Below are 15,225 nucleotides of genomic sequence, written 5' to 3'. Positions count from 1 at the left end.
CGATCAGGAGCATCATGGCCGAGATCTCGGAGCACGACCTGCTTGACGTTCTCATTGTGGGAGCCGGAATATCCGGCATCAATGCCGCTGTCCGATTGAGCGCGGCGGGCCGCAGCTTTCATGTCGTCGAGCGCCGCGAACGCATCGGCGGGACCTGGGACCTGTTCCGGTACCCGGGAATCCGATCCGACAGCGACATCTACACACTGAGCTTCGGATACCACCCGTGGCACGAACGCAACACCATCGCCGACGGCGCCGACATCCGTGACTACCTGGAGAACGCCGCCCGCGACTACGGCATCGACAGCCAGATCACGTTCTCCGCCAAGGTCACTGGAGCCGACTTCCGTACCGATACCGACACCTGGACGGTGCGGGTGGACACGCCGGAGGGACCGACGACCTACCGGGCCCGATTCCTCTACCTGTGCACCGGTTACTACAACTACGACGACGGCTACACCCCCCAATTCCCGGGCATCACCGATTTCGCCGGAAAGCTGATCCATCCCCAGCACTGGCCCGAAGACCTGGATTGCTCGGGCAAGGAGGTAACGGTCATCGGCAGCGGCGCCACCGCGGTCACGCTGGTGCCGTCGTTGGCACGCGCCGGAGCAAAGGTGAACATGTTGCAGCGCTCCCCAAGCTACGTCTACCCCATCGACCGGGCCGACCGCATTGTCGGCCTGGTTCGAAAAGTGCTTCCGCCCAATCTTGTTCAGCATTTCGCCCGGATCTGGCTGGGCGGGTTCAGCTGGATCATGTACCACGTCTGCCGTAGGGCACCGGGATTCGCCAAATGGTTCATCAGGCGCCGAATCTCCAAGCGGCTACCCGCCGACTATCCGGTCGACGTTCACTTCAAGCCGCGGTACAACCCGTGGGATCAGCGCGTGTGCGCCGACACCGATGGAGATCTCTTCGAAGCCATCAGCGCTGGAGGTGTCCGCATGGTCACCGACACCATCGAGTCCTTCACTCCATCGGGCATCCGGCTGGGATCGGGCGAGGAGCTACGTGCCGACGTCATCATCACGGCAACAGGCCTGAACCTTCAGATATTCGGAGGCATCGCGCTGAGCGTCGACGGCTCCCCCATCGACTCCCCAAATCGGTTCATCTACAAGGGATACCTGATCGAAGGGGTACCGAACGCCGCATGGAGCGTTGGTTACACCAATGCGTCATGGACGCTGCGTGCCGATCTGAGCGCGCGGGCGGTGGTGCGACTTCTCGACTACATGGACCGCCGTGGTTACACCCATGCGTACCCGGACCGGCACGGCGAGGAGATCGAAGCCCGACCGTTCTTCAACCTGTCATCGGGCTACGTGAGCCGCGGCGGTGACCACATGCCACGTTCCGGAGTAAAGGGCCCCTGGGCCATCCGGCACAACTATGTGCTGGATCTTCTTGCGTTCCATCGTGATCGAATGGACGAGAACATGCGCTTCGGTACCGCGAAGTCAAAGGCCGTGTCCTCGGCCGCCTAGCGCCTGGGGTCGATCTCCGAATCATCAAGTGCCGCCAGGTGTGATAGCACTCGAAGGAACACGTCGCGATCTGCTGGGGAGACGCCGGCCAGAATCCGCTTCTCGTTCTCCTGAATCGCTTTCTGCACTGCGGTAACGGTTTTGCGGCCACCTGCCGTCAATGACAGCAGATTACTGCGCCGGTCGCTGGGATCGGGCTGACGGTTGATCAGCTTCCGATCCTGCAGATCATCGAGCACGGCGATGATCCGGGTGCGGTCCGCGCCTATCGCATCGGCCAAGCTGGCCTGACTACTCGCCTCGTTGTCTCTGAGCGCCGTCAGCACGGCGTACGCCCACATCGATACACCGTGCGCCTCCAGCAGCGGCAACTCTGCGCGCATCAATGATCGGCCGAGCGGAACCATCAGCGCCGCAAGGTCAGGCCGGGCATCTGGATTCTGTTGCGCCACGGATATCAGGATAGACGACGTCGCGATATCGTATACTTTGCAAAATCATACGCATGCGCATATCAGCTACCGCATTGCACGAGTGACCCCCGCCGCAACCGATTCGGGCGTAGCGTCCCCGGGTATGACGCAAGTTCTGCAGACTCAGGTGTGTGTTGCCGGCGGCGGCCCCGCAGGGCTGGTGCATGCACTCCTGCTGGCTCGGGCGGGGATCAACGTCGTCGTCCTGGAAAAGCACGCCGACTTTCTGCGTGACTTCCGCGGGGACACCGTGCACCCCACCACCATGCGCATCATCGACGATCTCGGGTTCATCGATGATTTTCTGCGGCTGCCACACCAGAAGGTCGATCACATCGCCTTCGATAGCGACGGGAGACTGCGCACCTTCGGTGACTTCCGCGCACTCAAGTGGTTGGGATACAAACAGCCCTACATCGCATTCATGCCCCAGTGGGATTTCCTCGACTTCCTTGCTGAGAAAGCCGAGCAGTACCCGGAATTCACGCTCATCCGTAACGCGGAGGTCACCGACCTGATCATCGAGGGTGATCGGGTGGCCGGGGTGCGTACGCCGGACCTGGAGGTGCACGCACAACTCGTCATTGCCGCCGATGGACGCACCTCAGCCGTACGCGCCGCTTCGGGGCTGGAAACCGCCAACGAGAGTTCGCCGATGGACGTGTTGTGGTTCCGGCTGAACCGGCGACCGGGCGATCCCGATGAGACCTTCGCGGTACTGCGTCGCGGCCTGTTGTTGGTCATGATCCATCGCGGTGACTACTGGCAGATCGCCCACCTCATGCCCAAGGGCGCGGGACCGCAAAACGGCTCTCTCGACGCATTCAAGGAGCGCCTGATCACTGCCCGTCCGCAGCTGCGTGAGCATGTGAACGATCTTCACTCCTGGGACGACACCAGTCATCTCGATGTCCGGGTTGATCGACTCAAGACCTGGTGGCGTCCGGGTCTGCTGTGCATAGGCGATGCCGCGCATGCCATGTCGCCTGCCGGTGGTGTCGGCATCAACCTGGCCGTCGCCGACGCCGTGGCTGCCGCGAACATCCTTGTGGGGCCGCTACGTCGAGGGCACGTCAGCGACGAGGACCTCGCCAAGGTGCAGCGCCGACGCGAGCTTCCGACCAAAGCGGTGCAAGCGTTCCAGGTGTTCGTCCAGGACAACGTCATCAAACCGGTTCTCACCGGCGACCTGTCTCCTATCAAACTGCCGTTCTTCATCGGACGAGGCCCGCTCAAGTTCATACCCCCGATCGCAGTCGGCAGGGGGTTGCGTCCGGAACGCGTGCACACCCCGGATGTGCACTAGGGGCACAGCTCAGTGCTCGTGCGAATTCTCCGCTAGCGCGGCCCGTTCGACGCTCAGCAGACTCTCGGCGCGATGTTCTTCCTCGTACGCCTTACCGCCACCGTTGAGCCCGAATAGCCGCTTGCTCCACAGCAACCACACCACGGCCACGATGTTGACCAGTAGCGCCAAAACCCTGAGAACGGTTTGCTTTTCAATAAGCTCGTAGATCTCCAGCGGCAAGAAGATGCTTGTCGCGATGACGGCGAAGTACTCACCCCAGCGCTTCATCAGCCATAGGCCGAATGCCTCGATGAACTCGATCGCGGCGTAGGCGGCCAAGCCCACAGCCACCCACATCAACGTCGACGACGACAGCGCGAAGGCCTCGCCGATATGACGAATGATCTTGGAGTTGTCCGGGTTCCAACCGATCTGGTTGGCCAGCGGCCGGATCAGCGGAAGGTCTCGCTCGAAAACCTGTTGGAGATGTTCGCGTGATCCGCGGACCTTCACCACACCCACGGCGAGCAAGACGAACACCAGCCCGCGGAACACACGCTCGACCGCGAGTACACGCATCAAGGTCCGATCGCGCAGGAGCCGTCCGCGCGGAATCTCCGGTGCGGTATCGGCAGGTCCGCGATAGCGCGGCGCACCAACCACAAAGGTCTCACAGCGCAGACACCGCCACGCCTCCCCGACCGGTGTCTCGACCTGTAGCCGTTCCCGCAGCGGCTGCTCGTCGGGAGCGAATGTCGCGTGTCCTCGCAGACCGCACGAGCGCAGAGCAAAGTTGATCACGGGAGAAACGGTAGCCCGACACCACCCGCGACGCCGCACGATGTACAGGTTCCGGCGCTAGCCTGTCGTCGTGCTCGACCGTCGTAGGTTTCTCACACTGTTGGCCGGTGCTGCCGCAGTGGGTGCCACTGTCATCGAATCCGTTTCTGCTGCTGCCGACCCCGGCACCTCGGCGGGAGCCGCAGGCGGAGGGCTGACCCGGGTGCCGTTACCCGGCGGCGGCGCCTTGACCGCGCTGCCCGCGCGCGCCGACGGTCAGCGATTGCTCGCGTTGACCCTTGACGACGGCACCGATGCGAATGTCATCGCCGCCTATACCCAGCTGGCGCGTGACACCGGAATCCGCTTGACCTACTTCGTCAATGGGGTGAACGCGGGATGGACACAGAATGCGCAGCTACTGCGTCCACTTGTCGACAGCGGGCAGATCCAGCTGGGCAATCACACCTGGTCACACCCCGACCTCACGACACTGACCGCCGCACAGATCGATGACCAGTTGACGCGCAATACCAAGTTCCTGACCAACACCTACGGGGTCAACCCGGCGCCGTTCTTCCGGCCGCCATACGGAAAGCACAACACCGCAACCGATTCGGTCGCTCAGGGGCTTGGCTACGGACCGCCGGTGCTGTGGTACGGCTCATTGTCGGACTCCGGCGTCGTCACGCCGCAGTACATCGTGGACATGGCCCGCAAGTACTTCAACCCGCAGGCCATCGTCATCGGCCACCTCAACCACCCCCCGGTGACCACCGTTTACCACCAGTTGCTCGACGTCATCGGGGAACGGCAGCTGCGCACCGTGACACTCAACGACGTCTATCAGCACTAGAGCGATGGGCCGTCTGGCTCAAGCAACCGCTTGGGATGCATGCCGTCGACCTGACCGATAAACGGCGGGTGAATGCTATATCCGAGCATCCGTCGAATGTCCTCCGATACGGCGCGAACGGTGTCGCGGGTCATCGACAGGGTGAACGCCTCCTGTGGGCGCAGCCACGGCTCGCAATATTGAGCGGTCAGGGCCAGCCGTGCGGCACCGGATCGGTTCGCGCCGCCGCCATGCCAGAGCGTGCCCGGGAAGAACACGCAGGAACCCGCCTTCATCACCACGGGTTCACGCTCGGCCTCCTGTGGCCGGCGATCACCCCAAAGATGGCTGCCCGCAATGATATCGGTGGCGCCGTTGTCGGCGGTGAAGTCATCGATCGCCCAGATCGTCGCGGCACCCAAACCGGCACGGGGGCGCGGAATGGGATAGAAGCCGTCGTCGGTGTGCAGCATCTGAGCCTGCTCACCGGGCAGGATGTTGATGACCTGCAACATCGACAGTAGATAGTTCGGCAGGAAAAGCCGATCCAGCAGCGCCAGGACCCGCGGGTGATCCGCGATCCGGTCACACGCACGTGTCTTGTTCAGCACGCTGTACACCCGCTGAGTGGTATGTCCTTCGAACCCGTTCCGGCCATGCAGGTTCAGCAGGGGCGCAACGGCATCCCGAATCTGGACCAGTTCGTCAGCGGTAAGCAGGTCCGGCAAGATCACGTAGCCGTCACGGCGCATCGCCGCCAGATCCGCCTCGGCGACAGCGGGATCGATGCCCTGACCGCTACTCGCGGTCCGTCGATGAGTCCCGGCCAGGTCGCCGTTCAAATCCACCAACGATGACACTTCCGTGCTCATCGCAACTCCTAAACATAAGATAATTATGTTTTGTACGATCATATAGTGGCACGCCCCTCAATCGGACGTCAACAGCTCATCGACGCCGCCCGTGACGAACTTGTCCGCGGCAACGGAGTGATGGATCTCAGTGGGTTGACCCGTCGAGCCGGGCTCACCACCGGCGCTCTCTACCATCACTTCGGATCGAAAAGCGGCTTGCTCGCCGTCATTTATGACGAGTTCTACGAGGGACTCGTCCACGCGATCGCCGACGCGCATCTGGCCTTGGACACCGACTGGCATGTTCATGAGCTGGAGCGCACCCGTCGCTTTGTCGACTATCACGTCGCCGATCCACTCGCCCCGATACTGCTCAACCGCGCCGCGCTGGATCCCCAATTGGCCGAACTGGAGGCGACGTACCTGCAGCGCATTAGCCACAACGCCGCCAAGAACATCCGCCGCGGTCAGAAATTGGGTCAGTTGCCCGCGGACATCGAACCCGACAGCGCGGGCGCCTTCATCATCGGCGGAATTCGATACGGGATCGCACAACAGCTCCGCCTGAGCCCACTGCCCGCACCCGGGCAGATCACCGAACGTCTGTGGCGCCTCATCTCCGCAGCCCTGGGAGTCAGCTGAGTCGCCGCCTTGGGAAACTTCGGCCAGATCGATGACACATGGGCGATACTCCCTGCATGCGTTCGATACCTGTGGGCCGTACGGCCGCTCTCACCCTCGTCGTTCTTGGCGCGGGACTCGTGTCCTGCCCGGTGACAATGGCGGCGCCCTCCGGCGAGGTCGCCCTCTGTTTCGACGGTGACGTCCGTGTCAGCGCCTGGCAGGCGAGCCAAGCCGATGCACGTCGCGACCTTATCCCCGGCACGCTCAACATGAACGCCACGGACGGTCTGGCCGGACCCAAACAGGCGTACTTCCAGTGGCGCAACCTGACCACCGGCGCTGTCGGCGAAGCGCACGGCGACGGGTCGGGCACTGCGGGAGCATCGATCTACAACGTCGTCACCGGCCCCGGCCAGGTAGAGATCACCACCGATTACGGCGGCCGTTCCGGCTTCTTCTGGAATAACGAAAACATCGCCCACTGCACCGGGACCGTCACCGTCGTCTAGAAACTCCTATTGGCACTCAAACAACCTGTCGCGCAAGCCGCGCGAACGCCGCGGTGTCATGGCTGCAGAACACCGTGACGTCCTCGGCCTGTTCGGCGACCAACTCGGTGAGGCGCCGCATGTTCTGCCATTGAGCACGCGGGCGACTCGGGTGTGCGGTGATCATGTGCATGGCTCTGCTCGCGGTGGTCAACGGGCCGGTACCGATCGCATGCGGCTCGGTATAGGCATCACCGGCATGCAGTAGCCATCCGTTTCCCGTGTCGACGGCGACGCCGACATGGCCCCTCGTGTGTCCGTACAGGGGCACAACCAGAATCTCCGGCGGCAGCCCGTCAAGGTCCCGAACGGCGTCAAAACCGAACCACGGTTCGCCATCGTGACGCTCGTTGATCTGCCAATTGACTCCATGCCCACACAATTGGGCAGTGCGGTAACGGATTCGATCGACGACGGTTGGCCGCTTGCTGGCTCGAAGCTCGGGCCCGTGCACGTGCACTGTCGCCGACGGGAAATCCGCGAGGCCACCGGTGTGGTCGTAATCCAGATGAGTCAGCAGTACGTGTCGTACGTCAGCCGGGTCGTAACCGAGCGCCGCGATCTGCCGCACCGCAGTCTCGCTCTCCCGCAGAACAGGTCCGATGGCGTGCCGTGTCCACCCGAGTAGTCGCGGATTCCGAATGCACTCGAGACCGAATCCCGTATCGACGAGCACCAGTCCGGAGTTCGGCGTCTCCACCAGCAAGCAGTGGTCTACAAATCCGAATGCCATTGTGCCGCAATTGAGATGGTGGATCTTCATATCTCACCTCACCGTTGCCCAAGCCAGTCTTCGTTCACAGTATCTCCGGTCCCATTCTTTCGGGTCGTCTGCGCGGAATACCGGCCCGATACGCCTGGTTCGTGCAGATATGAATGCAGCCCCGCAGTTCGATCCGCATGCGCTCATCGCCGACAGCCGCATCGGCGTCCTGGCGACCATCAAATCCACTGGAGTCCCGCAGCTCTCCCCCGTCACCCCGTACTACGACCGCGACAAGGGCGTCATCTACGTCTCCATGACGGATGGCCGTGCCAAGACCGTGAATCTTCGCCGCGATCCCCGCGCCGCGCTGGAGGTCACCAGCTCGGACGGATGGGCCTGGGCAACGGCAGAGGGAGACGTGACCCTGACCGGGCCCGGTGCGGACCCTCACGGGCCCGAAGTCGAAGCGCTCGTCGACTATTACCGCGGCGCGGCAGGTGAACATCCTGATTGGGAGGAGTACCGCTCGGTCATGGTGTCCGACCGACGCGTCCTGATGGCATTGAAGGTGGAGCGCGTCTACGGCGAGAAACTGCGCTGAGCCTCAAACCTTTCCCGTCGCGTCATAAATCCAGCTCATGTCCGCGCTCGCCAGGTCTTCCAACCATGATGGCGGCGCGACGTTTGTCAGTGCCCCCATGTCCCAGTAGTCCTTCCAGAGGGTGATCTTCCCGTCAATCACCTTGAGCACAGAGGCAAAACGCAGCAGCGCGGTTTCCCCGGTCGTCCAGATCCATGTCTCGGAGTGCTCGTACATCACGTCTTCACCATTGGCGACGATCAGCCCGTCATGGTGCACGTAGTCCTTCAACGGCTCCAGGCCGATCTTCAGACGCTTGACGATGTTCTCTGGCCCGCATGCCGCAGCGGTGGGTCCCACCGGCATGTCCAAGTAAATGCAATCGTCGTCGAGAAACGTCGTGACGGCGTCCCAGTTTCTCTCCGAAAGCGCTACCCACAGACCGATAACCACCGACGCTGCTGACATCCCGATAACTTTCCTTCCCCCGAAGTACAACGAGTCGAGATCCTACGATCTGCGCACCCGCAGCGGGTCCGATCTGGGCGATTAGGCTCACCCCATGCTCGTCGCAAAGTCGATCCTCCTATTCGTCGCAGCCGCGGCCCTCGAGATCGGCGGCGCCTGGCTGGTATGGCAGGGGGTGCGCGAGCATCGCGGCTGGATATGGGTGGGATTCGGAGTCATCGCATTGGGTGCCTACGGATTCGTGGCAACCCTGCAACCGGACGCCCACTTCGGTCGGATCTTGGCGGCTTACGGCGGAGTGTTCGTCGCCGGATCACTGTTGTGGGGAATGGTGATGGACGGCTTCCGCCCCGACCGCTGGGACATCGCCGGCGCGCTCGTCTGCCTTGCCGGGGTCGCCCTGATCATGTACATGCCCCGGAGCGCATGAACCGCGCCACGTCCGGCCCGTTGAGGCGAGAGCTCGGCACGTTCGATGCCGTCATGATCGGGTTGGGCTCCATGCTCGGCGCCGGAATCTTCGCAGCCCTGGGGCCCGCAGCCCAATCGGCCGGGGCGGGCCTACTACTCGGTTTGGCCGTCGCGGCACTGATCGCCTTCTGTAACGCAACGTCCTCCGCCCGACTCGCCGCGATGTACCCCGCCTCCGGCGGAACGTATGTCTACGGCCGGATGCGTCTCGGAGAATTCTGGGGATATCTGGCCGGTTGGGGCTTCGTGGTCGGCAAAACCGCGTCATGCGCCGCCATGGCCCTGACGGTGGGCTTCTACGCGTGGCCTGCCCACGCACACGCCGTCGCCGTGGCGGCGGTGGTGGCCCTGACCGCGATCAACTATGCGGGAGTTCAAAAGTCGGCATGGGTGACACGCGTGATCGTGGCGATCGTGCTGTCGGTGTTGGCGGCGATCGTGGTCACGGCGTTCGGATCCCACGGCATCGACGTCGCGGCCCTCGACATCACCGATGTGTCGATCATCGGAGTGCTGCAGGCCGCGGGCATGTTGTTTTTCGCGTTCGCCGGATATGCCCGTATCGCGACTCTGGGTGAGGAGGTACGCGATCCGGCACGCACCATCCCCCGCGCGATCCCCATCGCGTTGACGATCACTCTGGTGGTGTATGCCGTTGTCGCCGTAGCGACGTTGAAGACGCTGGGTCCGCAGCGGATGGCGGCATCTGCGGCTCCCCTTCTCGACACCGTCACCGCGGCGGGTGTGCGGTGGATGGAACCGGTGGTGCGAATCGGCGCCATCGTGGCGGCGACGGGCTCTTTACTGGCGCTCATCCTCGGAGTCTCACGCACCACCTTCGCTATGGCACGTGATCGACATCTACCTCACGTCCTGGCGGTGGTACACCCCAAGTACGGAGTACCGTATCGCGCTGAACTTCTTGTCGGTCTTGTGGTTTCGATCCTGGCAGCCACCGCCGACCTGCGCGGCGCGATCGGGTTCTCGTCTTTCGCGGTGCTGGTGTACTACGCGGTGGCCAATGCCTCGGCGTGGACGCTCGCCCCCGCCGAGGGGCGACCGCCGCGAATAGTTCCGGCGCTCGGTCTAGCAGGCTGCGTGGTCATTGCCCTCGCACTGCCACGGCCTTCCGTCGTCGCCGGCGCCGCCGTGCTGGCAGTCGGCATCGTCATCTATACCGTCCGTCGCCTCAATGACCCGGATACGCGTGAATAAGAGCGCTGTCTAGCTTCGACACCGCATGAGTCAGTTCATGTTCGGCGACATGAGCGATCCGGTGCGCTTCGGCCAGGCTGATATCCGGGTCGACATCGAGTTCGGCATCCGCATGGAGGCGATGCCCGATCCATCGCAGCCGCACGCTGCGCACTGTTCGCACACCCGGCTGAGCCACCAACGCCGTTTCCGCGGCATCCACCAACGCCGGATCCACCCCGTCCATCAACCGCCGGAACACGTCTCGGACCGCGGTGCGCAGCACCACGAGAATCGCCACGGTGATCACTAATCCAATGATCGGGTCCGCCAAGGGATATCCCAATGCGACACCTCCGGCCCCCAGTACCACAGCCAGTGAGGTGAACCCGTCGGTGCGCGCATGCAGGCCATCGGCGACCAGCGCCGCAGAACCGATTCGGCGGCCTACCCTGATCCGGTAGAGGGCAACGAGTTCATTTCCGATGAAGCCTACGATTCCGGCGACCGCCACCCACCCCAGTTGACCGATCTGCACGGGGTGGATCAAACGCATCACCGCCTCATAGCCCGCCACCGCGGCCGACAGCGCGATCATCGACACGACGAACAGGCCGGCCAGATCCTCGGCGCGTCCAAATCCGTAGGTGTATCGCCTTGTCGCGAACCGCGTTCCGAGTGCGAAGGCTATCCACAGCGGCACCGCCGTGAGGGCATCGGAGAAGTTGTGAATGGTGTCGGCAGCGAGCGCCACAGAACCGGAAACCACCACGATCACCACTTGAAACGCAGCCGTCACCAGCAGCGCGGCAAGGCTGATCTTCACTGCCCGAGTTCCGGCCGCACTGGAGCTGAGGGCATCGTCGATACTGTCGGCGGCATCGTGACTGTGTGGAGACACAATCTCGGCAAGCAGTCCCCTCAACCCTCCGGCATGTTGATGCCCATGATCATGGTGATCGTGATGGACGGCCTGGTTTCGGGTGTGACTCATTTCTTACCAACCTTTTTCACGGATTCGACGGTATGCAGCACGCCCTCGGCACGGTGATGAGGCGGGATTCCCGGACCTGCATGCTCCGCGTTGTGGACGGCATCGGTCACCAACTGCTCGACGTGTTCGTTTTCCAGGCTGTAGTAGACGGTGGTGCCGTCGCGACGAGTCCGGACCAACCGGGCCATACGCAACTTGGCCAGATGCTGCGATACCGAGGGCGCCGGCTTGCCGACGTGATCGGCCAGCTCATTGACCGATAACTCGCCGCCAGTCAGTGCCCACAACACCCGAACCCGGGTGGCATCGGCCAGCATTCGAAATACTTCGACCACCAGCCCGACCTGCTCGTCGCCCAATGGCGAACTGTCAGTACTCACTTCGTTTAGTCCTCACGTATCAGACGGAACCAATGGGGTGCTGTCCGGCGGATCGGCCCCGCGAGCCCGCGACTATCCGCAAGCTCATCCCCGATCACGTGCCACCCCGTGAAGGTCTGCTCGATGTCGACTCGACTTGCCCCTGCAGGCAATGGACCCCGACGCCCCGTACTGAAGGCGAACATCAGCAGGATCGCGCCGGGATCAACCGCTGCGGTCACCTGCTGCGCATACGCAGCACGATCTTGAGTAGGCAGGCCGTGATAGCAGCCAACATCGAGAACAAGGCGGTATCCGTTCCCAACCGCGGCTGGCAGATTCGTGACGTCGGCCTGCAGAAATTCCGCGTCGACCTGCACACTACGCGCTTTGGAGCGCGCCGTCTCCACCGCGCGGGCCACCGAGTCCAGTCCCTTCACCCGCCATCCGCGTTGGGCCAACTCGATGCTGTGGTCTCCAGTGCCGCATCCCATATCAAGCGCCGTCGCCGGCACCGACGGCCCAACAGATTCTCGGTCCAGTAGAGAGCGCAGCTGCACTAAGAATCCAGAATCAGGACGTGCCTGTTCCCATGGCGTTATTCCGAATCGGTATGCCATCTCATACAAACGCCCCATCGCAGACGCTCCTCTACTGCATATCTGCATTGATACGCAGATAGTAGACCATGAGGCGCGTCAGTGCTCGCAGCACCCGCATTCATCGACGTTGACACTCCCCGGCACCGAGGTGGGCATTGGCATACAGCAGGATTCACCCTTCCAGGCGTTCATGCCCTCACGCACCGCGATCGCAGCGATCACAAGCGCCGCGATCGGATCCGCCCATGACCACCCGAAAAGGGAGTTGACGAGCAGTCCCACCAGCAAGACCGCCGACAGATATGTGCACAGCAGCGTCTGCTTGGAATCGGCCACCGCCGATGCAGAACCCAGCTCACGACCCGCCCGACGCTGCGCCCAGGACAGCACCGGCATGACCGCCAGGCTCACCGCCGCCAGCACGATACCGATCGTCGAATGCCGGGCCTCGTCGATCCCCGCCAGTGACCGGATCGACTCCACCGTCACATAGGCGGCCAGCGCAAAGAATGAGAACGCGATGGCCCGCAGCGCGGCCTTCTCCCTGGTCTGCGGATCCTCGGCACTGAATTGCCACGCCACCGCGGCGGCCGAAGACACCTCGATGACCGAATCCAAGCCGAAGCCGATCAGCGCGGTCGAGGACACCCGCGCACCTTCCGATAGGGCGACGACAGCCTCGATGACGTTGTAGGTGATGGTGGCGGCGACGAAAACACGCACCCTGCGATTGAGCACGTCTCGGCGTTGCGACGTAAGCACCATCAGCAGCAACCCTCGTCAGCCGCGCAGCAGGACGGATCGACCGTCAGCACCAAGTCCACCAAGTCATCTAGGGCGTGGGCGATCCGCGCATCCGCCAGCTCGTAACGGGTGCGCCGACCCTCTGGAACAGCGACAACAAGTCCGCAACCGCGAAGACACGCAAGGTGATTCGAGGTGATCTGGCGCGACACCCCGACCTCCTCGGCGAGCTCCGAAGGATAACCGGGCCGCGATCGCAGGCTCAGCAGGATCGCCGAGCGCGTCGGGTCCGACAGAGCCGATCCAAATCTCGTCAGGGCATCGCGATGGATAAGGGTCTCCATAAGCCCGATAGTACATCTTGATCTGTATTCAGATCTAGATGTACTAACTGACGGCCGGCACGTGCCCCGCAGAAGCCGAATGCGCCTTCTGCCCGGCACGCAGAAAGACTCCCGTCCGCTCCTTCCCGAGAACCTCGGTCGGCTTTCCGTCGACCACGACGCTGTGCCCGCCGACCAGCACCCAGCAGACCGTCGCATCGTTGCGATTGACCATCCGCGACAAGCCCCCGTAGGCGGCAACGGATTGCTCGGCATACTCCGTGAGCGATCCATCGAGCTTCTCGGGGTCGACCACGAAAAGGTCTGCGCGGTCGCCGATTCGCAGATGACCGGCATCGATCTGGTACCAATCCGCGAGTTCACCGGTCAGTCGGTGTACGGCCTGTTCGATCGTCATGAACGGCTGTCCTGCGATGTGAGCCTCACGTACGTGTCGCAGCAGCCGCAGGCCGAAGTTGTAGAACGCCATATTCCGCAGATGGGCGCCGGCATCGGAAAAGCCAATCTGGATACCGGGATCCTGCGCCAGCTGTCTGAGCACCTCGGAGCGATGGTTCGAAATGGTGGTCCGCCAGCGGATGGCGGTGCCGTGTTCGAGTACCAGATCAAGAAACGCGTCGACAGGGTGCAGACCCCCGCGGTCCACGCCGACCTGGCCGAAAGACTTGCCGACGACCGAGGCATCCGGACAGGCAACGATCTCGGCATCGAAAAAGTCTCTGTGCCAGACCCTTACACCGAACTTGCTCTCATACTCTTTGCGGAATCGACGACGGTACTTCTCGTCGCGCAGCAGATCGTTGCGCTCCACCTCATTACGCAAGTGCAGCGCTGCGGCCCCCGCACCGAATTCTTCGAAGATCACCAGATCGATACCATCCGCATAGACCTCAAACGGCACAGGCAGATGCTGCCAACGGAAGTTGCCGCCCAGCTTGTTGACGATGCGGGCAACCGGCCCCATCGCCCTGATCGCATACGGGTTGGCCTTGATGTCGGCCGCCGAGAGCAGCGACGTCGATAGCCGCTTGCGCAGGATGCCCAGAGACTGAACAGCCTGTGACAACACGTTCAACGGATTCTCGATGTCCGGGCCGGATTGCAGCGCTCGATTCCTCTGGCGAAGCTGCGATTTAAGCTTTCGCAGCTCGCGCGGCTTCGCATAGGTGGACGGCAGCGTCCGAGACCGGCACACGTCGCCGTCCAGCTTGTCAAAGAGCAGCTGCTGAGAGGACATGCCGACAAACCCCGCATCCAGGGCCTCGGTCAACCACCTGTCCATCTGCGACTGCTCATCGGGCGTGGGGCGTTCGTTCTTGCGGGTAGCACGATCCAAACCCATCACCGCCGCGCGCATATCCGAATGCCCCAGGAACGTTGCGATATTCGGCCCCAAGGGAAGCGACTCCAGCGCAGCGATGTACTCGCGCGCATTCGTCCATGTCTTGTGTTGATCCACCGCCCCGATGACGTGGTCGCGCGGTATCGCCTCCACCCTACCGAAGATGTCCCCGGCATCAATGCCATTGACATGCACCACGGACAGCGAGCAAGAACCCAGCAACACCGTCGTCACACCGTGACGCACCGACTCCGACAGCGCGGGTGCGGCGAGAACTTCGACGTCGTAATGCGTGTGGACGTCTACCAGGCCCGGGAGCACCCATTTTCCGGTGGCATCAATGATGCGCGGACAGTTCGTGACATCGAGGCCTTCGCCCGATATCGCGACGATATGGCCGTCCTTGATGCCGATGTCTCGGATCGCCGATGCCGCGCCGGTTCCATCGAACCATCGCCCGTTCTTGATCACCGTGTCGAACTGCACATCGTTGTGCGAACCCATGGTCGATTCTCCTTGCGCT

19 protein-coding genes are annotated in these 15,225 nt (G+C 62.8%); 8 read left to right on the top strand and 11 right to left on the bottom strand.

Annotation, left to right across the window (positions count from 1 at the left end; genetic code table 11):
• Positions 1 to 14 precede the first annotated feature (14 nt).
• On the top strand, positions 15 to 1,496 hold the full coding sequence (locus MSTE_RS10965; RefSeq protein ID WP_096501161.1) for a flavin-containing monooxygenase: 1,482 nt from the start codon (positions 15 to 17) through the stop codon (positions 1,494 to 1,496).
• Here the strand turns inward: MSTE_RS10965 and MSTE_RS10960 are convergent.
• The gene (locus tag MSTE_RS10960) at positions 1,493 to 1,948 is read right to left on the bottom strand and encodes a MarR family winged helix-turn-helix transcriptional regulator (RefSeq protein ID WP_096501159.1); all 456 of its coding nucleotides are present in this window, start codon (positions 1,946 to 1,948) and stop codon (positions 1,493 to 1,495) included. The genes MSTE_RS10965 and MSTE_RS10960 overlap by 4 nt on opposite strands.
• A gap of 124 nt (positions 1,949 to 2,072) precedes the next feature.
• Between MSTE_RS10960 and MSTE_RS10955 the strand changes: the two genes are divergently transcribed.
• Positions 2,073 to 3,275, top strand: coding sequence for an FAD-dependent oxidoreductase (locus MSTE_RS10955; RefSeq protein WP_096501157.1), 1,203 nt, complete (start codon positions 2,073 to 2,075; stop codon positions 3,273 to 3,275).
• Between the two features lie 9 nt (positions 3,276 to 3,284).
• Here MSTE_RS10955 and MSTE_RS10950 read toward each other — a convergent pair whose 3' ends face one another.
• Entirely contained in the window at positions 3,285 to 4,058 is a 774-nt protein-coding gene (locus tag MSTE_RS10950) for a DUF2127 domain-containing protein (RefSeq protein WP_096501155.1), read from the bottom strand.
• Between the two features lie 70 nt (positions 4,059 to 4,128).
• On the opposite strand from MSTE_RS10950, the gene MSTE_RS10945 reads away from it, so the two are divergent.
• Complete coding sequence (locus tag MSTE_RS10945; protein WP_096501153.1) at positions 4,129 to 4,893, top strand: polysaccharide deacetylase family protein; 765 nt, start codon at positions 4,129 to 4,131, stop codon at positions 4,891 to 4,893.
• Here the strand turns inward: MSTE_RS10945 and MSTE_RS10940 are convergent.
• Positions 4,890 to 5,744: a phytanoyl-CoA dioxygenase family protein gene (locus tag MSTE_RS10940; RefSeq protein WP_096501151.1), complete on the bottom strand. Its 855-nt coding sequence runs from the start codon at positions 5,742 to 5,744 to the stop codon at positions 4,890 to 4,892. The genes MSTE_RS10945 and MSTE_RS10940 overlap by 4 nt on opposite strands.
• Before the next feature lie 45 nt (positions 5,745 to 5,789).
• Between MSTE_RS10940 and MSTE_RS10935 the strand changes: the two genes are divergently transcribed.
• Both MSTE_RS10935 and MSTE_RS10930 read left to right on the top strand, forming a co-directional pair.
• Entirely contained in the window at positions 5,790 to 6,368 is a 579-nt protein-coding gene (locus MSTE_RS10935; RefSeq protein ID WP_096501149.1) for a TetR/AcrR family transcriptional regulator, read from the top strand.
• 56 nt (positions 6,369 to 6,424) lie between these two features.
• Positions 6,425 to 6,859: a hypothetical protein gene (locus MSTE_RS10930; protein WP_096501147.1), complete on the top strand. Its 435-nt coding sequence runs from the start codon at positions 6,425 to 6,427 to the stop codon at positions 6,857 to 6,859.
• Positions 6,860 to 6,875: 16 nt separating this feature from the next.
• On the opposite strand, the gene MSTE_RS10925 is transcribed toward MSTE_RS10930, so the two are convergent.
• The gene (locus MSTE_RS10925; protein ID WP_096501145.1) at positions 6,876 to 7,661 is read right to left on the bottom strand and encodes an MBL fold metallo-hydrolase; all 786 of its coding nucleotides are present in this window, start codon (positions 7,659 to 7,661) and stop codon (positions 6,876 to 6,878) included.
• 109 nt (positions 7,662 to 7,770) lie between these two features.
• On the opposite strand from MSTE_RS10925, the gene MSTE_RS10920 reads away from it, so the two are divergent.
• A complete protein-coding gene (locus tag MSTE_RS10920) occupies positions 7,771 to 8,205 on the top strand; it encodes a PPOX class F420-dependent oxidoreductase (RefSeq protein ID WP_096501143.1) in 435 nt (144 codons plus the stop codon).
• A gap of 3 nt (positions 8,206 to 8,208) precedes the next feature.
• On the opposite strand, the gene MSTE_RS10915 is transcribed toward MSTE_RS10920, so the two are convergent.
• On the bottom strand, positions 8,209 to 8,652 hold the full coding sequence (locus tag MSTE_RS10915; protein ID WP_096501141.1) for a nuclear transport factor 2 family protein: 444 nt from the start codon (positions 8,650 to 8,652) through the stop codon (positions 8,209 to 8,211).
• Between the two features lie 94 nt (positions 8,653 to 8,746).
• Between MSTE_RS10915 and MSTE_RS10910 the strand changes: the two genes are divergently transcribed.
• Together MSTE_RS10910 and MSTE_RS10905 are read left to right on the top strand one after the other, a co-directional pair.
• Complete coding sequence (locus MSTE_RS10910) at positions 8,747 to 9,082, top strand: YnfA family protein (RefSeq protein ID WP_096501139.1); 336 nt, start codon at positions 8,747 to 8,749, stop codon at positions 9,080 to 9,082.
• Positions 9,079 to 10,338: an APC family permease gene (locus MSTE_RS10905; protein ID WP_096501137.1), complete on the top strand. Its 1,260-nt coding sequence runs from the start codon at positions 9,079 to 9,081 to the stop codon at positions 10,336 to 10,338. The genes MSTE_RS10910 and MSTE_RS10905 overlap by 4 nt, the downstream gene beginning before the upstream one ends.
• Here the strand turns inward: MSTE_RS10905 and MSTE_RS10900 are convergent.
• From MSTE_RS10900 to MSTE_RS10875, 6 genes are read right to left on the bottom strand one after another with little or no spacing between them, the layout of a single operon-like run.
• Complete coding sequence (locus tag MSTE_RS10900) at positions 10,313 to 11,311, bottom strand: cation diffusion facilitator family transporter (RefSeq protein ID WP_096501135.1); 999 nt, start codon at positions 11,309 to 11,311, stop codon at positions 10,313 to 10,315. The two genes, MSTE_RS10905 and MSTE_RS10900, sit on opposite strands and share 26 nt — an antisense overlap.
• Positions 11,308 to 11,691: an ArsR/SmtB family transcription factor gene (locus MSTE_RS10895; protein WP_096501133.1), complete on the bottom strand. Its 384-nt coding sequence runs from the start codon at positions 11,689 to 11,691 to the stop codon at positions 11,308 to 11,310. The genes MSTE_RS10900 and MSTE_RS10895 overlap by 4 nt, the downstream gene beginning before the upstream one ends.
• 5 nt (positions 11,692 to 11,696) lie before the next feature.
• On the bottom strand, positions 11,697 to 12,308 hold the full coding sequence (locus MSTE_RS10890; RefSeq protein ID WP_096501131.1) for a class I SAM-dependent methyltransferase: 612 nt from the start codon (positions 12,306 to 12,308) through the stop codon (positions 11,697 to 11,699).
• A 60-nt stretch (positions 12,309 to 12,368) separates the two neighbouring features.
• Positions 12,369 to 13,037 (bottom strand): cation transporter, encoded by a 669-nt coding sequence (locus tag MSTE_RS10885; RefSeq protein WP_096501129.1) that lies wholly within the window; start codon positions 13,035 to 13,037, stop codon positions 12,369 to 12,371.
• Positions 13,037 to 13,360, bottom strand: a complete 324-nt coding sequence (locus MSTE_RS10880; RefSeq protein WP_096501127.1) for an ArsR/SmtB family transcription factor — start codon at positions 13,358 to 13,360, stop codon at positions 13,037 to 13,039. The genes MSTE_RS10885 and MSTE_RS10880 overlap by 1 nt, the downstream gene beginning before the upstream one ends.
• 43 nt (positions 13,361 to 13,403) lie before the next feature.
• Positions 13,404 to 15,206 (bottom strand): N-acyl-D-amino-acid deacylase family protein, encoded by a 1,803-nt coding sequence (locus MSTE_RS10875; RefSeq protein WP_096501125.1) that lies wholly within the window; start codon positions 15,204 to 15,206, stop codon positions 13,404 to 13,406.
• Between the last annotated feature and the right edge of the window lie 19 nt (positions 15,207 to 15,225).

Origin of the sequence: [Mycobacterium] stephanolepidis, assembly GCF_002356335.1 — a bacterium.
GTDB lineage: Bacteria > Actinomycetota > Actinomycetes > Mycobacteriales > Mycobacteriaceae > Mycobacterium > Mycobacterium stephanolepidis.
Note: the sequence above shows the minus strand (reverse complement) of the source record. Positions and strands in the feature narration are given on the sequence as shown.